Origin of the sequence: Microcystis sp. LE19-195.1E, from assembly GCF_027532095.1 — a bacterium.
GTDB lineage: Bacteria > Cyanobacteriota > Cyanobacteriia > Cyanobacteriales > Microcystaceae > Microcystis > Microcystis aeruginosa.
This window is the reverse complement of record NZ_JAPZSZ010000010.1, coordinates 1-18,478: the sequence shown is the minus strand read 5'-3', so window position 1 is coordinate 18,478 and position 18,478 is coordinate 1. Positions and strand designations below refer to the sequence as shown.

The following is an 18,478-nucleotide window of genomic DNA, read 5'->3' as shown; positions in this document are numbered from 1 at the left end:
TAGACTAGAAATACAAAGCGTATTATAAAAAACTACAAAATTGATTCAAGACGAAACCCTAGAATTATTGGAATGGCCGCGGCTATGTCAACACCTAGCTACTTTTGCAGCGACTAAACTCGGTGCGATCGCGATTCGTCAATTGCCGTTACCAGAAAGCAAAGAGGAAAGTTTAAACCTACTCTGCCAAACCAAAGAAGTTTATAGCTTAGAACAAAAATTAGATAGTCGTCTTTCCTTTGATGGGATTACCGACATCGGTGATGCCCTAGAAAGGGCGCATCTGGGGGGGTTATTATCGGGACAGGAACTTTTAAATATTGCCACGACTTTGGCCGGAGTGCGACGTTTACGGCGTTTAATTGACGAACAGGAAGATATACCAGTTTTAAAAGAGTTAGTAGCCGAAATTCGCACCTATCCAGAGATAGAACAGGAAATACACCGTTGTATCGATGAAGATGGCCGGATATCCGATCGCGCTAGTCCCCAATTACGGGAAATTCGGGGACAAATGAAGGTGATTAAAGAGCGAATTTACCGCAAATTGCAGGATATCATGCAAAAACAGGGCGGTGCTATCCAAGAAGCGGTCATTACCCAAAGAAGCGACCGCTGGGTGATTCCCGTCAAAGCAGCACAAAAAGAGCAAATACCGGGGATAATTCACGATACTTCCAGCACAGGAGCGACTTTTTACATTGAACCTCACTCTATCGTTGACCAAGGCAATCAACTGCGGCAATATCGTCGTCAGGAACAAATCGAAGAAGAAAAAATCCTGCGGCAGTTAAGTAATACAATCGCCGAAGCCTTTGAGGACTTAGAATATTTACTAGCGATCGCTACTAGGCTCGATCTGGCCACCGCTAGGGCCCGTTACAGTTTATGGTTAGAGGGTAATCCCCCCCACTTTATCGATGGTTCAGAAACGATTACTTTGCGGAATTTGCGTCATCCTTTGCTCTGGTGGCAAAAACACCACGAACAGGGGGGGGAGGTCGTACCAATAAATGTGCAGATTAGCCCAGAAATTCGCGTTGTTGCCATCACCGGACCAAATACCGGCGGAAAAACCGTTACTTTAAAAACCCTCGGATTAGCGGCTTTAATGGCGAAAGCGGGCCTGTTTATTCCAGCGCGGGAACCGGTAGAGATACCCTGGTTCGATCACGTTTTAGCCGATATCGGGGATGAACAGTCTTTGCAACAGAGTTTATCGACTTTTTCGGGTCACATTCGCCGGATTGTCCGCATTTTAGCGGCTTTAAATTCTCGTTCCTTGGTTTTACTCGATGAGGTGGGAGCAGGTACGGATCCGGCTGAGGGAAGTCCTTTAGCGATCGCTATTTTACAATACCTCGCCGATCATAGTTTACTGACGGTGGCTACCACTCACTACGGGGAATTAAAAGCGTTAAAGTATCGAGATTCTCGCTTTGAAAATGCCTCGGTAGAGTTTGATGATCGCACTCTTTCCCCCACTTATCGACTATTATGGGGCATTCCGGGGCGTTCTAATGCTTTAACTATTGCCCAGCGTTTGGGATTAAGTCCCGAAATTGTGGCCGAAGCGAGAAATCATCTGGGGGGGTTATCGGAGGAGATAAATCAAGTAATTGCTGGTTTGGAAGCGCAAAGACGAGAACAGGAGTCAAAAGCTAAGGAAGCTAGTCAATTACTGCAACAAACGGAGAAATTTTATACAGAAGTTTCCACGCGGGCCAATTCTCTACAGGAGAGAGAGCGAGAATTAAAGCGTTATCAGGAGCAGGAGATACAAAAGGCTTTACTATCGGCAAAAGCAGAGATTAATGACGTTATTCGCCGATTGCAAGCGGGAACAAAAACCGGTAAAGATGCCCAAAAAGCCACAGAGGAGTTAACTGCGATCGCAGAAAGGTTATTACCAAAAACGGAAAAAACTAAGGTTAATTATCGTCCGCAAGTGGGGGAAAGGGTGCGCTTGCCCAATTTGGGACAAACTGCCGAAGTTTTAGCAATTTCACCGGCATCAGACGAGATTTCCCTGCGTTTCGGGATGATGAAGATGACCCTACCCTTAGACCAGATTGAGTCTTTGGATGGTCAAAAAGTGGAAACTGCGCCAAAACCTGCCAAAAATTTGCCACAAACTCCCGCAAAACCCCAGGAGACTCCTTTAATTCGTACTGCTAATAATACTGTCGATATTCGCGGTTCAAGGGTGGCAGAGTCAGAAACGGATATCGAACAGGCGATCACCCGCGCCACCCCATCGGGCATATTATGGATTATTCACGGTAAAGGTACGGGGAAATTGCGTCAAGGTGTTCACGATTTTTTATCCCGTCATCCCCAGGTAAAACGCTTTCAATTAGCCCCCCAAAATGAGGGAGGTTCGGGGGTAACTATCGCTTATTTAACTTAGGGTTTGCGGCAAAAAGTTTTTTGTCGGGTTAGGAGTCAGCCTTGAATCAGTTATCAGTTATCAGATGTGAGTTTTCAGTTCACTGTTTACTGTTTACTGATCACTGAAAATACTCCCCACTTCCCCACTTCCCCATTCCCCAGGGAGCATCTCATTTTTATACAAGTGAGTAATTATACTTGTCCCTCAAACTGGTTTCTAGTAAGGCTTTCAAAATAGTTTGACATAAAACCTGATTTAGGGGTTACAAAGGTGAGATGCTCCCCTTCCCCACTTCCCCACTTCCCCACTTCCCCACTTCCCACTCTGCAATAACTACTGGCAGCCAGAAATACATTGGGTTCCTATCATACTTTGTGTTTTTTGTCAAAAAAACTTTTTTTTTGCAATAAAACTACACAAAAAAAAGATCATCGTTATGGGTGAAATTGACTGATTTACCTGTCTTAATTAGGATCACCTTGTAGGTGTGGCAAGGGTTTGAGCCATTGCTGCCCAAAAAAGCACATAATAACCCATTATGAAATTCTATCAAATCGCTGTAACCATTGTAACATCGTTGTTAAATAAAAATCTTTCTCAATTAATTCTTAAGAATTTATAAATATTGCGAAATGTTAATTTAAATATTCTCAAGTTTTTGGAGTCAGTAAATAATTTTTGCTTATCTTTGGCCAACATTGGGTTAGGAGACAGTATTCTCCGAGTCAGGAGTTAGGAGTTAGGAGTCAGGAGTCAGGAGTCAGGAGTCAGGAGTCAGGAGTCAGGAGATAGGAGACTTTTTTTATTTATTCTCCCCACTTCCCCACTTCCCCACTTCCTCACTTCCCCACTTCCCCACTTCCCACTGTGCAGGGGGATTATTTTCTAGAGAATAAAACGTAAAAACAGGGAATAATAAACAGAGTTAACAGAGTTGCTAAAGACAAACCCGAAAAAACGACAATTCCTAAAGGTTGCAGGAATTCTCCCCCCTCTCCCAATCCTAAAGCGAGGGGAAATAAACCTAAAACCGTGGTCACGGTAGTCATTAAAATCGGTCGTAAACGTTGGGGAGCGGCCTTTAAAATAGCTTGTAGTCGAGTAAAACCGAATTCTTGCCGCAATTGATTCGCCAATTCCACCATAATAATCCCGTTATTAACCACAATGCCCACCAATAAAACCACCCCGACGATGACAATGGCATTAATCGGGGTTTTGGTCAAATATAGTCCGAAAATTCCCCCCGCTAGGGCCAAAGGAACGGTTAACATAATCACCAAAGGGTCTATGAGTGAGTTATACTGCACGGCCATGACCACAAAGACTAAAAATACTGATAAACCCGCTAATAAACCCAAAGAACCCTGAATTTCTTGATTAGACGTGGCGGCAGCACTGGGTAAAATGCTGATACCATCGGGTAAGGGAGTGGAATTTAAAACCGATTGTACCCCCACGAGTGCGTCACTTAATTTCGCCCCTTCGACTAAACTGCCGATAATAATAAAAACTTGACGCTGATTGATTCTCTGGATGACTCCGGGGGTTTTTCCCGCTTCAATCCGGGCTATATCTGCTAATTTTAAGTCTTCTTGTCTATTGACAAAAATAGGTATTTGTGATATGTCACTAATTTTTTGCCGCGAGTTGGGGTCCAATTGCACTCGGATATCGATTAATCTTTCTCCCCGTTGCAGTTGGGTGGGGATCGATCCTTGAATAGCGGTCCGTAGCGTTTGTCCCACTTCCAGGGTACTCAATCCCAAACTATTTAAGCGTGTCCAATCGGGTTTAATCTGAATTTCTGGTTGTCTGGGGTCAGCATCGGCACGAAAACGCGCACTAGGGACTTTTTCATCGAGAATACTGAGGATTTCTTCACCAGCTTGCTCTAAAGTTTTCCCATCGCGTCCCTGTAACATCACATCCACATCGGCACCAACGGAGGGAGAGTTATTCAGAATAATACCGCGCACTTGACCGGGGGTGAGACGCAAACGCACGTTAACGAGGTTTAATTGCTCTAGTGCTTTGCTCATCCGTTCGATATATGCTTCTGTATTAGTGCCTTTTTTGAGATTAATCGTACTAGAAGCGCGCAAAATATTTTCATTGGTAGTTGTGCCAAAAAGAGAACCGCCACTGGTAGTAAAAACATACTCAGTTTCCGGTTGTGATAATAAAATCTTTTCTACTTCCCGCATCACCTGACGGTTAGTATTTAAATTGGTACCCGGGGGAAATTGGGCAAAAACGTTCACCTGTCCGGTTTGAATACGACTAAAGACTTCTTGGGGGATATATTGCCAGAGATAAAAACTACTTCCCCCTAAAATTAAAAAGGCCAGCAGGATAACAGGTATTCTGTAGTGGATGATTTTAGCTAAAAAACGACCGTAGAGGATGGTTAAACCTTCTAGACGTTGACTAAAGACTCTTAAGAGCCAAAATCGCTGAATACCACTGGAAACCCCCATATTTAACAAACGACTGGCCAACATGGGAACAACGGTTAACGCACACAGCAGAGAAGCAGCCACAGCAAAACTGATAGTGAGGATAATCTCGTTAAACAGCAGGGAAATAAAACCACCCAGTAATAAAAATGGCAGGATAGAGACGAGATTAGTCGCAGTGGAGGCCAATAAAGCAGATTCTACCTCTTGGCTGCTATTCCGGGCAATTTCTAAAAAATCTCGCTTATTTTGGTTTTGATTAACTTTGAGGGCAATATTTTCCAGCATGACAATGGAATTATCCACCACGATACCCACCCCTAGTGCTAATCCTCCCAAACTAAACACATTTATCGATAACCCGAATAACTTCATACAGATAATTGCGACGAGGGTAGAAAGAGGAATCGCTAGGGTAATGATAAAAGTCTGTCGCAGGGAACCGAGAAAGACGAATACAGTCAGTCCTGCTAGAATTGTCCCCGCTAGTCCCGACGAAACCACGTTATTAACCGCGTTTTGGATAAATACAGACTCATCAGTAGTGGGGACGACTTGTATTCCCCCGGTCATTAACCCGGATTTTTTTAATTCTGTAATGCGTTTTTTGACCCCTTCTACCACAGCAATCGTGTTCGCATTCGGTTGTTTTTGGACGCTAACCCTCACGGCATTTTTTCCATTTAGGGTGACAAAAATTCTTTGTTCTTCTGTCCCATCGATAACTCTGGCCACATCCCGCAGATAGATTTTTTCTTCGGGATTATTACTATCGGTCAGTGCTAAATCTTGGATATCGGCTACGTTTTTAAATTTCCCCACCGCACGGGTTAAAGGTTCCCCGGTTTCTCCCTCTAGTCGGCCCCCAGAGATGTCCTGATTGCGTCTTTTTAGGGTGTCTAAAACCTGATTTAATCCCACTCCTAAAGATTGTAATCGCTGCAGGTCAATATTAACTTGAATTTCTTCTCTAACTCCCCCAATCACGTCCACCACTGCCACTCCTTCCACAAATCCTAATTCTCTCCCTAATTCTTCATCGGCAAATAATCTTAAATCTTTTAGGGATAGGGTATCAGAAACGACAGCGAATTCATAGACGGGTAAACGAGAGGGTTCAAATTTGTTTAAGCGCGGTTCCTCAATAATATCGGGTAAATTTTGTCGGACACGATTAAAACTTTCGGTAGCTTCATTTAAAGCGACATTTAAGTCTCCCCCCGGTTGAAAAAATAAATCTACTCGCATCCTTCCCTCGCGAGTTTCTGAATAAACTTGCACTACTCCCTCGGTGGCACTCATTCCTTCTTCTAGGGGTTTAGTGACTTCTTCGAGAATGACTTCCGGGGAAACTCCGGGTACATTCATCCTTAAACTAATGCGGGGATAAGTGATAGAAGGAAGCAAGTCCACTTCTAAACGATTTAGAAAAAAAAGACCGATGATGATAACTGCTATAGTTAACATCAATACTCCTATGTGACGACGAATTGACAGACCGCTTAGGGAGATGTTTTCTGACATGATTACCTATGGGGGAGAGTAAGGAGTGAGGAGTTAGGGGTTGGGGTTTTGGGGTTTTGGGGTTTTAGGGTTTTAGGGTTTTAGTTGAAATTTCCCCATTTCCCCATTTCCCCATTTCCCCATTTCCCCATTTCCCCATTTCCCCATTTCCCTGATAACTGATTAATTGTGCATAACTCGACCGAAACTCCATAATTTTTGATAATAATGAAGACTGACGCTATCCCTATCATCAGTAAGTAGATTTATAGCGATACCATTGTTACCTGTTTCTTTTCCTGAACTGTGGATATATTGATTATTCCCTAGATATAACGCCACATGATTAACTCTTTTATCACCAAAAAAAATTAAATCTCCTGGGAGTAATTCCTCTCGGTTTATTTTTTGACAAAAAGCCTCCTGTTGATAGGAATCCCTCGGCAGCCAAATGCCAAAAGTGGCAAAAGCAGCCTGGATTAATCCTGAACAATCGTAATTAGGTGCAAGGGTTCCACCCCAGAGATAATGATTGGTACGGTTCCTTGCTTCCTGAGTAAAAGTGATAATCTCAGGAATATGTTTTTCTATGTCTGAACGAGTTAGAGTAATTTTTTGATAAGCTGTGGTGGCCACCGCAATTGCATCTAAATCTTCTCCGCATAACCAAGCTAAATAATTATCTTCCCTTAGCTGAATTTGTAGCCCTTTTTCGGTAATTTTTAGGGAAATAAATTTTAAGTGTCTTCCCTGTTGTGCTTGGGTAGCTAACTCTTGACAACTGGGAGAATTGTAGAGATTTAAGTCTCTTATACAGAGATATTCTTGGGTCGATGATGGGGGAATAGAGATGATTTTCATAAAAAATAGGTCAGAGTTATATTGACAGAAACAAATGCCCAACTAGCCAAAAGCTAAGGGATAAAATTGAGGATTTAATGATAAAATAAATAAGGAGAGTAACCTTAGTTCTGTCATCTTCAAGTTTCCACCTCTCTTAATTCTTGGCCACAGAGATAATTTATAACCGAACTGAATCCCTCAAATTCCTCTTGCCTAATTAACTTTTCAGGGTTCAAAAAACGCAAAAATAAGGATTAAATGGCATAAAATCTCTAAATAGACCATTTAATTGCTCATTATTCATTCTTAATTCTCCTGACTACTGACTACTGACGACCGACTCCTAACCAACCAAGACAAATTTTGATTTTTACCACAGGTCTATGATAGCCGGTTCCTTAACAATATGTTACAATAACCGGCGGGAGGGGGGAGTGACCAATATATGGAACTTTTGGGCTAGAGATAGATTCTATCGATCAGCAGTCACCTCCTAGAGTAAGCTTTTAATCAGATGTTGAGGTTAGTCCATGGCCAATGTTTCCGGGCGGTTTGAAAAGCAAGAATACAGCCAAAACTCAGAAAATACCGTCACGGTGGTCAGTTCAGTCATGTCCGGTTTTAAAAAAGCATCTCCCCTGCAAAGGGGCTTATTTTGGGGAATAACCCTCAGTTTTACCGCCCTAGTTTCCGCTACTCTCGGGGCTGCCGTCGCTTTAATTAGTCCCTTACCCGCACCAATTGGGGCTATCTTCCAAAAAACGACTTTTCCCACCCAAACAGACATCCTTGAGGCTCAAGCTTGGAATAGCTTAATTAACCAGCAGCTTTCTCGTCCTGTTAATATTTTAGTTATGGGCATCGATCGAGTTTTAGATGCCAAAAACAGCGACGATGTATTTAAAGGTCGCAGCGACACCATGCTCCTAGTGCGCTTCGACCCCGGCGATAAAACCGTGAGAATGTTGTCTATCCCTCGCGATAGCCGTGTCAGAATCCCCGGCCACGGTTTCACTAAAATTAACGATGCCAATGTTCACGGCGGACCAACTCTAGCGGCAGCAGTGGTTAGTAATACTTTAGGGGATATTACCATCGATCGCTATGTGCGGGTGACTACCGATGCCTTTAAGGAATTAGTCGATTTAGTCGGGGGTGTAGAGGTTTATGTCCCCGAACGAATGTATCATAAAGATGTCACCCAAAAATTAGAAATTGATTTACAAGAGGGTTGGCAAAATCTCAACGGCGACCAGGCCGAACAATTTGCCCGTTTTCGTAACCCCCAATACGGCGATGTCGGTCGCGTACAAAGACAACAAATTTTATTAAAAGCACTACAACAAAAGATTTTTAGTCCGACAATTCTCCCCAGTCTCCCGAAAGCAGTACAGGTTTTACAACAATATATCGATACGAATTTAAGCGTCGAGGAAATGCTGGCTATCGCTAATTTTGGCAGGGAAATTAAACAGGATGACTTGAGAATGATCCTACTCCCCGGCCGGTTTAATAGCCTTGAGGAATACGATGGTCGCAGTTATTGGATTTTGAACCGTCGCGAAATCAGAACCATTGTGGCTAACAATTTTACCGATAACTATTCCGGGGGAGAAACCTCCGTTTATAGTCTGAGGATTGCCATTCAAAATGCCACCCATACCAAAGGTTTAGCCCGTCGTACTCGTAATTATCTGGCCAAACGGGGCTATACAAATGTTTATATTAGCGATGACTCCTCCCAAAAGCTAGAAACCACGGCAATTATTGCCCAAAAAGGTGATGTTCAGTCGGCTAACGTCTTGAAAAATCAATTGGGAATCGGTAAAGTAGAATCATCCTCCACTGGTGCTTTAGACTCAGACCTAACCATTCGGGTGGGTGATGATGTGGCCCAGTTTCTCGACGCTCAACAGTAACAATGTTGAAAAATTTTTTCAGTCTGGTTTTAATTATTTTGCTGGCGATTCTTTGGCTACTTTTCGCGGCCCGTCCAGTGGCTTTAGCCCAAGATAAAACGATTAACTATAGTTTTGCCCAGCTGCAAGATCGGGATTTTTCCCATCAGGATTTACGCGGAGGAGTTTTCGCCGCCGCCGCGATGCGGGGAGTTAACCTAGAAGGGGCCGATTTATCCTATAGCATTCTCACCGAGGCTGTCCTCTTAAAAGCTAACTTAAAAGGGGCCGATTTGACCGCCTCTTTGGTAGATAGAGTTACCCTCGATTTTGCCGATTTAACCAATACTATTTTTACCGATGCGATCGCTACTCGTAGCCGTTTTTATGACACAATTATTACCGGGGCCGATTTCACTAACGCGGTCATTGATAACTACCAGGTCAAGTTAATGTGTGAACGGGCCGATGGGATTAATCCGGTCACGGGAGTGGCCACCAGAGATAGTTTAGGCTGTGATTAGGGTTTGCTGAATAAATCTAAAAACCTTGTTGGGTAATAATTTTAGACTTTTTATCAATCAAAAAGTACCAGATCTGGGAGTGATCGGGGGGAAAATCCCTGGACTTTTTCCCTGAAAGTTAGGTAATTGACCCCCTCAAAACCCCACACCCCACACCCCACACCCCACACCCTGTCCCCACAAAAAACTTTTTGCCGCAAACCCTAATTAGCAATTCCGGGCAGATTCTAGCTGACTGCTCAAAAATAGCCTACCCCCTACACCCCGGCTATCTCGATCGAGACAGCCGGGGTGTAGAATGAAAATACTGAGCGAGGCTAAAGAAAGGAGAGAGACTCTTGATAATCGTCATCGACAACTATGATAGTTTTACCTACAATTTAGTCCAGTATTTGGGAGAATTAGCCTCCGAGTTCCCGATCGCCGTGCCGATCGAGGTCTATCGTAATGATAAAATCGATCTGGCCACGATCGAACAAATGCGGCCGGATGGAATTGTCATTTCCCCCGGTCCGGGTCGTCCGGTCGATGCGGGCATATCTCTGGAATTAATCGCCAAATTTGGCCCCTATATGCCAATCTTGGGGGTCTGTCTCGGTCATCAAAGTATCGGTCAGGTATTCGGAGGGGATGTGGTCTGGTCCCCAGTCTTGATGCACGGCAAAACTTCCCCAATCTATCACAACAATGAAGGGGTATTTCAAGGCTTAGAAAATCCTTTTACTGCCACCCGTTACCATAGTTTAGTGATCGAGCGCTCCACCATGCCGGATAATTTAGAGATCACGGCCTGGGTAGAAGATGGCACGGTCATGGGAGTCCGTCATCGGGATTACCCCCACATTCAAGGAGTACAATTTCATCCCGAAAGTATTTTAACCACTGCTGGCAAGGAACTTTTAAGAAACTTTCTGCGATCCCTCTAGTGTTTGCTAATCCCCAACCCCTGAAATTAACCTTCAATTGATTAATTCTGCATCTACATTTATGAAAAGGCGAGATTTTATCTTATCGGCGGGGGCAAGTTTCTTAACCGTGGCAGTAAGCTCAGTTTTAGCGGAAACTAAACCGAAACCCACTAACCCCACTTCCCCCCAAAAACCCGATAATTCCCTCTTAGTTCAATGGTTGGGTCATAGTTGCTTTTTATTCACCGGAGGAGGGCAAAGAGTCCTAGTTAATCCTTTCCGGGCGATCGGTTGTACGGCGGGTTTTCCTTTGCCAAAAGTAGAAGCAGATATCGTTTTAATTAGTAGTCAACTGTGGGATGAAGGGGCGGCCGAGGGTTTACCCGGTAATCCGAAAATTTTGTTTGAGCCGGGGGCCTACGATCTGGGTAAATTAAAATTACAGGGTATTAGTATCGCCCACGATCGCATGGGTGGGCAACGTTTCGGTATGAATGTGGCCTGGCGTTGGACCCAAGCGGGGATTAGTATTGTCCATTTAGGGGGGGCAGCGGCCCCAATCGAATTAGAACAAAGAATTCTCCTAGGTTCGCCGGATTTAGCTTTTATTCCCGTGGGAGGTGGTCCAAAAAATTATAATCCCCAAGAAGCAAAACAGGCGATCGAAGTTTTACAGCCGCGAATTGCTGTCCCGACGCAATACTTTACCAGTGCCGCCGATAAAAATGCCTGTGAATTGGTGTCTGTAGATGAGTTTCTCAAGTTAGTCAAGGATAAAAATATCCGTTTGATCGAGGACAACAAATTACGGATTCGTGCCGCCGATTTACCCAAAAAAGGGACTCTCATTCGCGTGTTTGACTACCGCAAACTGTTACAGAAATCCTAATTTTTAGGAGCCAATGACCTAGGCCTATTGATTAACTAATTTTTTCTCGTGTAACGCACCATCAATTTCCTGATATTCGCCGGGTTACGTTATTGCCAACTCACCCTACAGCCCTGATCATAAATCAGGGTTATAATTATTTTTAATAAATTCCAGAATATTCAGCCCCAAGGAATGTCTATGTTACTACAAGACCTAAAGGAAGAAGCGGTTAAGCTATCACCGAGCGATCGACTTGCGCTAGTTAGCGCCATTATTGAGTCCTTGCAGAGTACCCCAATTGCTAGACCTGATCGTTCTGGTGCAATTGAACGGATGCGTGGCTTACTCAAAACAGACCAACTTGCACCAACCGACCAAGAAGTGGCTGCCATGTTGGAAGATCGTCGGGTGGAGAAATATCTTTAGTGAGAGTTTTAATTGATACTAATGTTCTCCTAGATTTTCTATTCTATCAGTCCCTAGGATTTGCCCCCACCTTCCGTTATGCACTGGTTGGTGTTGAAGTCGATGAATTTAGAACATACACTGAGCTTATCGAAGAATCATCCAATCTATCTATCCCAGGACTGGTTTTAGCGAAACCACTTGCAGGCGAGCTAGGAATATTGCCAGTCTTTCGCTCCTTTAGCCCTAGTTATGTTTGGCAACCTTACGCAGGAGAAGTTTACAACCCACTGATGACATCGCCAAATCTGAAAAACAAGCTGAATGAACTGCTGGCTGTAAGTTGACCTCACAAGCGAAGAAGGCATAACTAGACCGTTCTCTAAAAATTGCTTTAACAATCTTATTAAAAATGTTTTTGCTGAAAGAATCTCGCTCTTTTTTTAGACAGGGATGGACAATTGCGGTTTTACTAATTGCCCTGCTTGTTTCCCTGCCAATTTTATCGGTTGCCAGTAGTTTATTAACTAATTCCAGTCAAGTCTGGCAACATCTGATCGAAACTGTTCTCTGGGATTATCTAGTTAATTCTTTTTGGTTAATGTGCGGGGTGGGCAGCGGCGTTTTAATCATCGGTGTCGGCACAGCTTGGTTAACAACGATGTGTCAATTTCCCGGTTGTCAACAATTTCAATGGTTATTATTACTACCCCTTGCCGCTCCTGCCTATCTCTTGGCCTATACTTATACCAATATGATGGACTATTTTGGTCCGGTGCAGACGTTCTTAAGAAGTGTTTTCGGTTGGAATAGTGTCGAGGATTATTGGTTTCCTAATATCCGTTCTCTCTGGGGGGGGATTCTGATGTTAATACTGGTGCTTTATCCCTACGTTTATCTGTTAGCAAGGGTCGGTTTTTTAGAGCAATCTGTCTGCACGGTGGAGGCAAGTCGCTCCTTGGGATGTAATCCTTGGCGCAGTTTTTTTACTGTCGCTTTACCCCTAGCAAGACCGGCAATTATGGCGGGATTAGCTCTAGCTTTAATGGAAACTCTTAACGATTTTGGTACGGTGCAGTATTTTGGAATTAATGCTTTTACCACGGGGATTTATAATACTTGGTTCGGTATGGGCGATCGCATAGCTGCGGGGCAGTTATCCACAGTTTTAATGGTATTTATCCTCGTTTTAGTTTTCCTTGAACAATCCTCCCGTCGTCAAGCTCGTTACTATGAAATGACCAATCGTTTCCAGTCACCGACTAAGTACAAACTAGGATTTGTTCGGAGTTTTTGGGTAATGATCGCCTGTTTTTTACCAGTATTTCTTGGGTTTATCGCCCCTGCTTTCTATCTGGCCTATCTAGCCTTTAATCATGCCCAAGAAACTTTTAATAATGACTTTCTTAGTTTATCGGTAAACAGTTTTTTTCTGGCTAGTTTAAGCGCAATTATTGCGGTAGTTTTAGCTTTAATTCTCGCCTACGGGGAAAGAATTAATCCGAATAAAACTCTTAAGGGTTCTGTGCGGATTGCGGCGGCTGGTTACGCTATCCCCGGCATCGTGATCGCAGTGGGGGTTTTAATTCCTCTCGGCAAATTAGATAACTTTTTCAATCAAGGATTAAATATCAATTTAATTCTGAGCGGCACGATTTTCTGTGTGATTTTTGCCTATATTGTCCGGTTTTTAGCCGTAGCTTTTTCCACATTAGAATCGAGTTTAAGTAAAATTAAACCTAGTTTAGATGATGCTTCCCGCAGCCTTGGCTATGGCACCGGGGCCACTTTAATTAAAGTGCATATTCCTCTTTTGTCGGGGGGATTATTGACGGCGGCTATGTTAGTTTTTGTCGATGTGATGAAGGAATTACCGGCTACTTTGGTCTTAAGACCTTTTAATTTTGATACCCTAGCGGTGCGCGTTTATCAATACGCCAGTGATGAACGTTTAGTGGAAGCGGCGGCACCGGCCCTGGCCATTGTCTTGGTGGGATTAATTCCGGTAATTTTTTTAAGTTGGCAAATTTCCCGGCGGGCGATCGATTAAAGTGGCGGCTGATTCCTAGGCAAGTTGGCGATCGGCCAAGAGCTTAGTTCTATAGTGTAGTACAAAATAATGTTACAGTTCTTGACAAGACTACTAGAGAGAGGGGGTGTCAGTGATAGGATTCCCTAAAACCCCTTTTGTTTATTTTTGTAGAGAGAACAAAATCCTATGACAGAACTTTCTGGAAAAGCTCCTAAGTTCGGTGGCAGCACGGGCGGTTTACTCACCAAAGCCGATCTGGAAGAAAAGTACGCCATCACCTGGACCAGCAGCAAAGAACAAGTCTTTGAAATGCCCACCGGTGGCGCCGCTATCATGAACGAAGGCGAAAATCTCCTCTATTTGGCCCGCAAAGAACACGCGCTCGCTCTTGGTACCCAATTACGGACGAAATTCAAGCCCAAAATCGAAGATTACAAAATCTATCGGATTTACCCCAGTGGTGAAGTGCAATATCTCCACCCTGCTGATGGTGTCTTCCCCGAAAAAGTTAACGCCGGTCGTGAATTTTTCGGCAAAAAAGACCGCAATATCGGCAAAAACCCCGAACCAGCGACAATTAAGTTCTCTGGTGTCACTCCCTACGAAGCATAATAAATAATCCCTAAAATCGAGAGTGGGGAGTTAGATTAAGAAGCTATTTAGCCCCAAGATTTAACTTCTGACTCTCGATTTCTCTTATCGCAATCGGCAATTAATTGCTAGTTAGGGTTTGCTGAAAAAGTTTTTCCTGGGGTTAGGAGTTAGGAGTCAGGAGATAGGGTGGTCACTGTGTGCGCGTTGCGGGGGGTGTTAGGGTTTTAGTTGAAATTCCCCCACTTCCCCACTTCCCCACTTCCCCACCTCCCCACTTCCCCACTTTCCCACTTCCCACTCCTTCATAATTCATAATTCATAATTCCGTTTTCTCCCCTACAAGTGTTGTGCTATCCGTTTCCTGAACCATCAAAATATGATCTTCCCCGACTTCGATCGCTTTCGTGAACTCGCTGGCCAAGGTAACTTTATTCCTGTCTATCAAGAATGGATCGCTGACCTAGAAACACCCGTTTCGGCCTGGTATAAAGTTTGTGCCAATCAAGCCTACAATTTTTTATTAGAGTCGGTGGAAGGGGGCGAAACCTTGGGACGCTACAGCTTTTTAGGAGGTGATCCCGTCTGGGTATTAGAAGCGCGGGGAAACACCACTACCCAAAGTTTTCGCAATGGTTCTCAAGAGATTTTTTCGGGGGATCCTTTCGAGATTTTAACCCAATGTTTAGCCCCGATCGTGCCGGTTAAATTGCCGCAATTACCCGCCGGAATAGGGGGTTTATTTGGTTTTTGGGGTTATGAATTAATTAATTGGATCGAACCGCGAGTGCCTATTTATCCCGCTACCGATGCCGATCTACCAGATGGTATTTGGATGCAGGTGGATAATCTGATTATTTTCGATCAAGTTAAACGGAAAATCTGGGCGATCGCTTATGCCGATATCCGGGGTAAAAATCCCGATTTAGCGGCCGCTTATCAAGCGGCCTGCGATCGAGTGACACAGTTAGTTCTGAAGTTACGATTACCCCTACCAACTAATGCCAAAACCCTGGAATTATTACCCGTTGGTCAGGGGAAAGAATTAGTCTATGAAAGCAATACAACTCAGGAAAAATTCTGTCAAAATGTCTTGAAAGCGAAGGATTACATCAAAGCGGGGGATATTTTTCAGGTGGTTATTTCCCAGCGTTTAAATGCTAATTATCAGGGTCATCCCTTCGATTTATATCGTTCCCTGCGTCTGATTAATCCTTCTCCTTACATGGCTTTTTATAACTTTAAGGATTGGCAAATTATTGGCTCTAGTCCTGAAGTGATGGTTAAGGCAGAACGGGACGAATTAGGTAAAATAAAGGCTACGGTCAGACCAATTGCTGGCACCCGTCGCCGGGGACAAAACTTGAGTGAAGATCAAGCTTTAGCAACGGATTTATTGCAAGATCCCAAAGAAATTGCCGAGCATATTATGTTAGTGGATTTGGGGAGAAATGATCTAGGTCGGGTGTGCGATCGAGGTACGGTCAAAGTGGATGAATTAATGATAATTGAACGTTATTCCCACGTTATGCACATTGTTAGTAATGTGGTCGGGGATTTAGCAACCAATAAAAGTGCTTGGGATTTATTAAAAGCTTGTTTTCCCGCGGGAACCGTCAGTGGGGCCCCGAAAATTCGCGCTATGGAAATTATCCATGAATTGGAACCCTGTCGTCGTGGTCCCTATTCAGGGGTTTATGGTTACTACGATTTCGAGGGACAGTTAAATAGTGCCATCACAATTCGCACTATGATTGTTCGTCCCCAAGGTAATCAAAATTATCTGGTTTCCGTGCAAGCAGGAGCAGGGTTAGTAGCCGATTCTGAGCCGGAGAAAGAGTATGAAGAAACCCTCAACAAAGCCAGGGGTTTATTGGAGGCAATTCGCTGTTTAAGTTAGATTTTTTGCCCAGGATCGTCCTTTAGACTTTTTTCCCATCAAAAAGTGCCAGTGATTGAAGTGATCGGGGGGAAAATTCAGGGACTTTTTCCCTGAAAATTAGGTAATTGACCCCCTGAAAATGGGTAAAACCCTACACCCCACACCCCACACCCTACACCCTGCCCCCAGGAAAAGCTTTTTGCCGCAAACCCTAACCAGGATAACATCAAGGTTTCAGCTTATTGCCATAAGTTTAGCTACTTGGGTTCAATGGTTACTAAAATATGATAGGAGGTTGCTGGAGTCGTTTTAGTCGTAAACACGAATAAAATTTCGTTATTAGTAAGACTCTTGATGCTTGGAGGTAAATTGCTGCTATCAGAGGTATATACATCTACGGTTTGAGCTTCAGTGTCTTCATAGACATTACGCAACCCATTCACAGAAACCAAAATGCCATCTCCAGCATTTGCCAGAACAGGTGAACCGAAAGCTCCTTCCGGTTTCTCAGGCAAATATTTGTCAGGTGCAGTAACAACACCGCAGGAAGAACTGAATGTACAAGTTGTTCCTTGAATAACTGTAGCTGTAACAGTTGCCGGCACGGTAAGGACGGGTAGAGTTTCTGTTTTAGACCCGCCACCACTTTTGTTAGCAAAAGGACGAGTAGAGGTGGTAGTAGAGGTGGTAGTAGAGGTGGGAGAGTCTGAGGTGCCGCTTGCGAGGCAAAATATTTCACCACAAGCTCTCGAGAAAACTCTGGTACTGACAGAGTATTCAACTTTCTCATTGGTAGTCATCTTTACCTGAGCGTTGGCATTCAAAATCACTTGATTACCATCCTTGTGAACACAGGCAAAAAAACCGTCCACAGTACTGCTAGGGGCGACGATTCGGTTAAAATCCGTAGGACAATTGGAGTTCTTAGCAGTCGCTGCTAACATATCGGTGACGGGGGAATGTTGCCAAGTAGCAACATTTGCGGGGGTGATGTAGTTGCCCTTATCGTCCAAGTTTGGACCAAAGCGCCACAAGACTCGCGAACCGGTCAAGCTACTTTCAGGGCCGGTGGTATAGTAAACGATCTGTTCATCGAGCGGAGCCTGACTGGGATTGTTGGGGTCGGGAATTTGGAAAGCAAGAACTGCTTTCCCTGCTTTCGCTACTGTGGGTACTTCAGTACTCGTGATCGCTGTTTCAGAATTAGCGATAATTCTTGCTCGTCTCACTTCATCTGAAACAAACTCTAGAGTACGATTAAGATTATTCCGGATTTCACTATCGGCATTAGCTCGATAGTTACTTCTGAGCAGGTTAATCAAGCCAATTCCCGCCACCAAGACGGCAATCAGCATCATCAAACCTGCCAGTAAGACTTCTGTAATCGTGAAACCCGCTTGCAGACGACGATGAGCGGATTTTTTCTGCAAACGACCCAAGTGATTGATATACTCTAAATAAAAACGCATAGCTTTAACCTGTCCTGATTCCCATTTTATATACTTGCCTAAATATTTAACATTTATTGCAGTCACAGAGATTTTATTAAACTATCGGTCAATCAAGTCGAAAAGGGTTTTCGGAAACCAGTGAAAATTTACTACTACCTACTTCCTTGACAATTTCCCCAGAAAACTCCCGATGAAAAATGTCTTGACCTAACTAACTTCACCACTAACTACACAATAGACCGAGAAAATCCTCTAGATAGTGATTTAGGTATGGCCAAAAATGTGATTTTGTTCACAGCTATTAATCGCTTTGGGGAGTAAGTGATTTTACAGGTGAGTTTTTCTGTACAATTGTATTGGTATAATTGTTGACCCTCAAGGATATAAGAAGGCACAAGGACTGGTTACAATCAAGGATGGGTGGTGATTCGGTAGTAGTGATGGCGGCTTAATCCTTTGCTGTGCATTGTAGTCATGGATAAAATACCAAAGGGATCCCCAACGTGATTCTCCATTTTTTTAGAGAAAGATAGACTCTCTCTCACCAGCCGAGAAATCCTTTGTCGAAAGGTATTATTTCTGGACTTCCCCCGTATAAACATACTAGCTATGGCTAAAAGTCTTACAGAGCCTGAGTTAAAGCCATATAATACTAATGGACTACTGGACACAAAATCCTGAAGTCCTTACGCAGATAGGGTTTGAGGCAAAAATTTTCA

13 protein-coding genes and 1 pseudogene are annotated in these 18,478 nt (G+C 43.7%); 10 read left to right on the top strand and 4 right to left on the bottom strand.

The window, feature by feature from the left end:
- The first annotated feature begins 40 nt into the window (after positions 1-40).
- Positions 41-2,410 carry an endonuclease MutS2 gene (locus tag O9300_RS00490; RefSeq protein WP_287969386.1) on the top strand — a complete coding sequence of 790 codons (2,370 nt, stop codon included), beginning with the start codon at positions 41-43 and terminating at the stop codon, positions 2,408-2,410.
- Between the two features lie 860 nt (positions 2,411-3,270).
- On the opposite strand, the gene O9300_RS00485 is transcribed toward O9300_RS00490, so the two are convergent.
- Together O9300_RS00485 and O9300_RS00480 are read right to left on the bottom strand one after the other, a co-directional pair.
- The gene (locus O9300_RS00485) at positions 3,271-6,375 is read right to left on the bottom strand and encodes an efflux RND transporter permease subunit (protein WP_287969384.1); all 3,105 of its coding nucleotides are present in this window, start codon (positions 6,373-6,375) and stop codon (positions 3,271-3,273) included.
- A 162-nt stretch (positions 6,376-6,537) separates the two neighbouring features.
- Entirely contained in the window at positions 6,538-7,215 is a 678-nt protein-coding gene (locus O9300_RS00480; RefSeq protein ID WP_287969382.1) for a C40 family peptidase, read from the bottom strand.
- Positions 7,216-7,727: 512 nt separating this feature from the next.
- Between O9300_RS00480 and O9300_RS00475 the strand changes: the two genes are divergently transcribed.
- The 9 genes from O9300_RS00475 to trpE all read left to right on the top strand — a co-directional run bounded on the left by O9300_RS00475 (position 7,728) and on the right by trpE (position 16,326).
- Entirely contained in the window at positions 7,728-9,116 is a 1,389-nt protein-coding gene (locus O9300_RS00475) for an LCP family protein (RefSeq protein ID WP_287969380.1), read from the top strand.
- 2 nt (positions 9,117-9,118) lie between these two features.
- Positions 9,119-9,619: a pentapeptide repeat-containing protein gene (locus O9300_RS00470; RefSeq protein ID WP_002758466.1), complete on the top strand. Its 501-nt coding sequence runs from the start codon at positions 9,119-9,121 to the stop codon at positions 9,617-9,619.
- 338 nt (positions 9,620-9,957) lie between these two features.
- On the top strand, positions 9,958-10,545 hold the full coding sequence (locus O9300_RS00465; protein WP_287969376.1) for an anthranilate synthase component II: 588 nt from the start codon (positions 9,958-9,960) through the stop codon (positions 10,543-10,545).
- Positions 10,546-10,606: 61 nt separating this feature from the next.
- Positions 10,607-11,416: an MBL fold metallo-hydrolase gene (locus tag O9300_RS00460; RefSeq protein ID WP_287969374.1), complete on the top strand. Its 810-nt coding sequence runs from the start codon at positions 10,607-10,609 to the stop codon at positions 11,414-11,416.
- A 180-nt stretch (positions 11,417-11,596) separates the two neighbouring features.
- On the top strand, positions 11,597-11,824 hold the full coding sequence (locus tag O9300_RS00455; RefSeq protein ID WP_287969371.1) for a hypothetical protein: 228 nt from the start codon (positions 11,597-11,599) through the stop codon (positions 11,822-11,824).
- Entirely contained in the window at positions 11,824-12,150 is a 327-nt protein-coding gene (locus O9300_RS00450) for a hypothetical protein (protein ID WP_287969369.1), read from the top strand. The genes O9300_RS00455 and O9300_RS00450 overlap by 1 nt, the downstream gene beginning before the upstream one ends.
- Positions 12,151-12,215: 65 nt before the next feature.
- Positions 12,216-13,853 carry an ABC transporter permease gene (locus O9300_RS00445; protein ID WP_287969368.1) on the top strand — a complete coding sequence of 546 codons (1,638 nt, stop codon included), beginning with the start codon at positions 12,216-12,218 and terminating at the stop codon, positions 13,851-13,853.
- Positions 13,854-14,021: 168 nt separating this feature from the next.
- Entirely contained in the window at positions 14,022-14,447 is a 426-nt protein-coding gene (locus tag O9300_RS00440; RefSeq protein ID WP_002796771.1) for a photosystem I reaction center subunit II PsaD, read from the top strand.
- 358 nt (positions 14,448-14,805) lie between these two features.
- Positions 14,806-16,326: an anthranilate synthase component I gene (trpE, locus tag O9300_RS00435; RefSeq protein ID WP_287969365.1), complete on the top strand. Its 1,521-nt coding sequence runs from the start codon at positions 14,806-14,808 to the stop codon at positions 16,324-16,326.
- 239 nt (positions 16,327-16,565) lie between these two features.
- Here trpE and O9300_RS00430 read toward each other — a convergent pair whose 3' ends face one another.
- Both O9300_RS00430 and O9300_RS00425 read right to left on the bottom strand, forming a co-directional pair.
- Entirely contained in the window at positions 16,566-17,777 is a 1,212-nt protein-coding gene (locus O9300_RS00430; RefSeq protein WP_287969454.1) for a PulJ/GspJ family protein, read from the bottom strand.
- Between the two features lie 444 nt (positions 17,778-18,221).
- A pseudogene (locus O9300_RS00425) lies at positions 18,222-18,337 on the bottom strand (IS1 family transposase); the annotation flags it as partial.
- Positions 18,338-18,478: the final 141 nt, after the last annotated feature.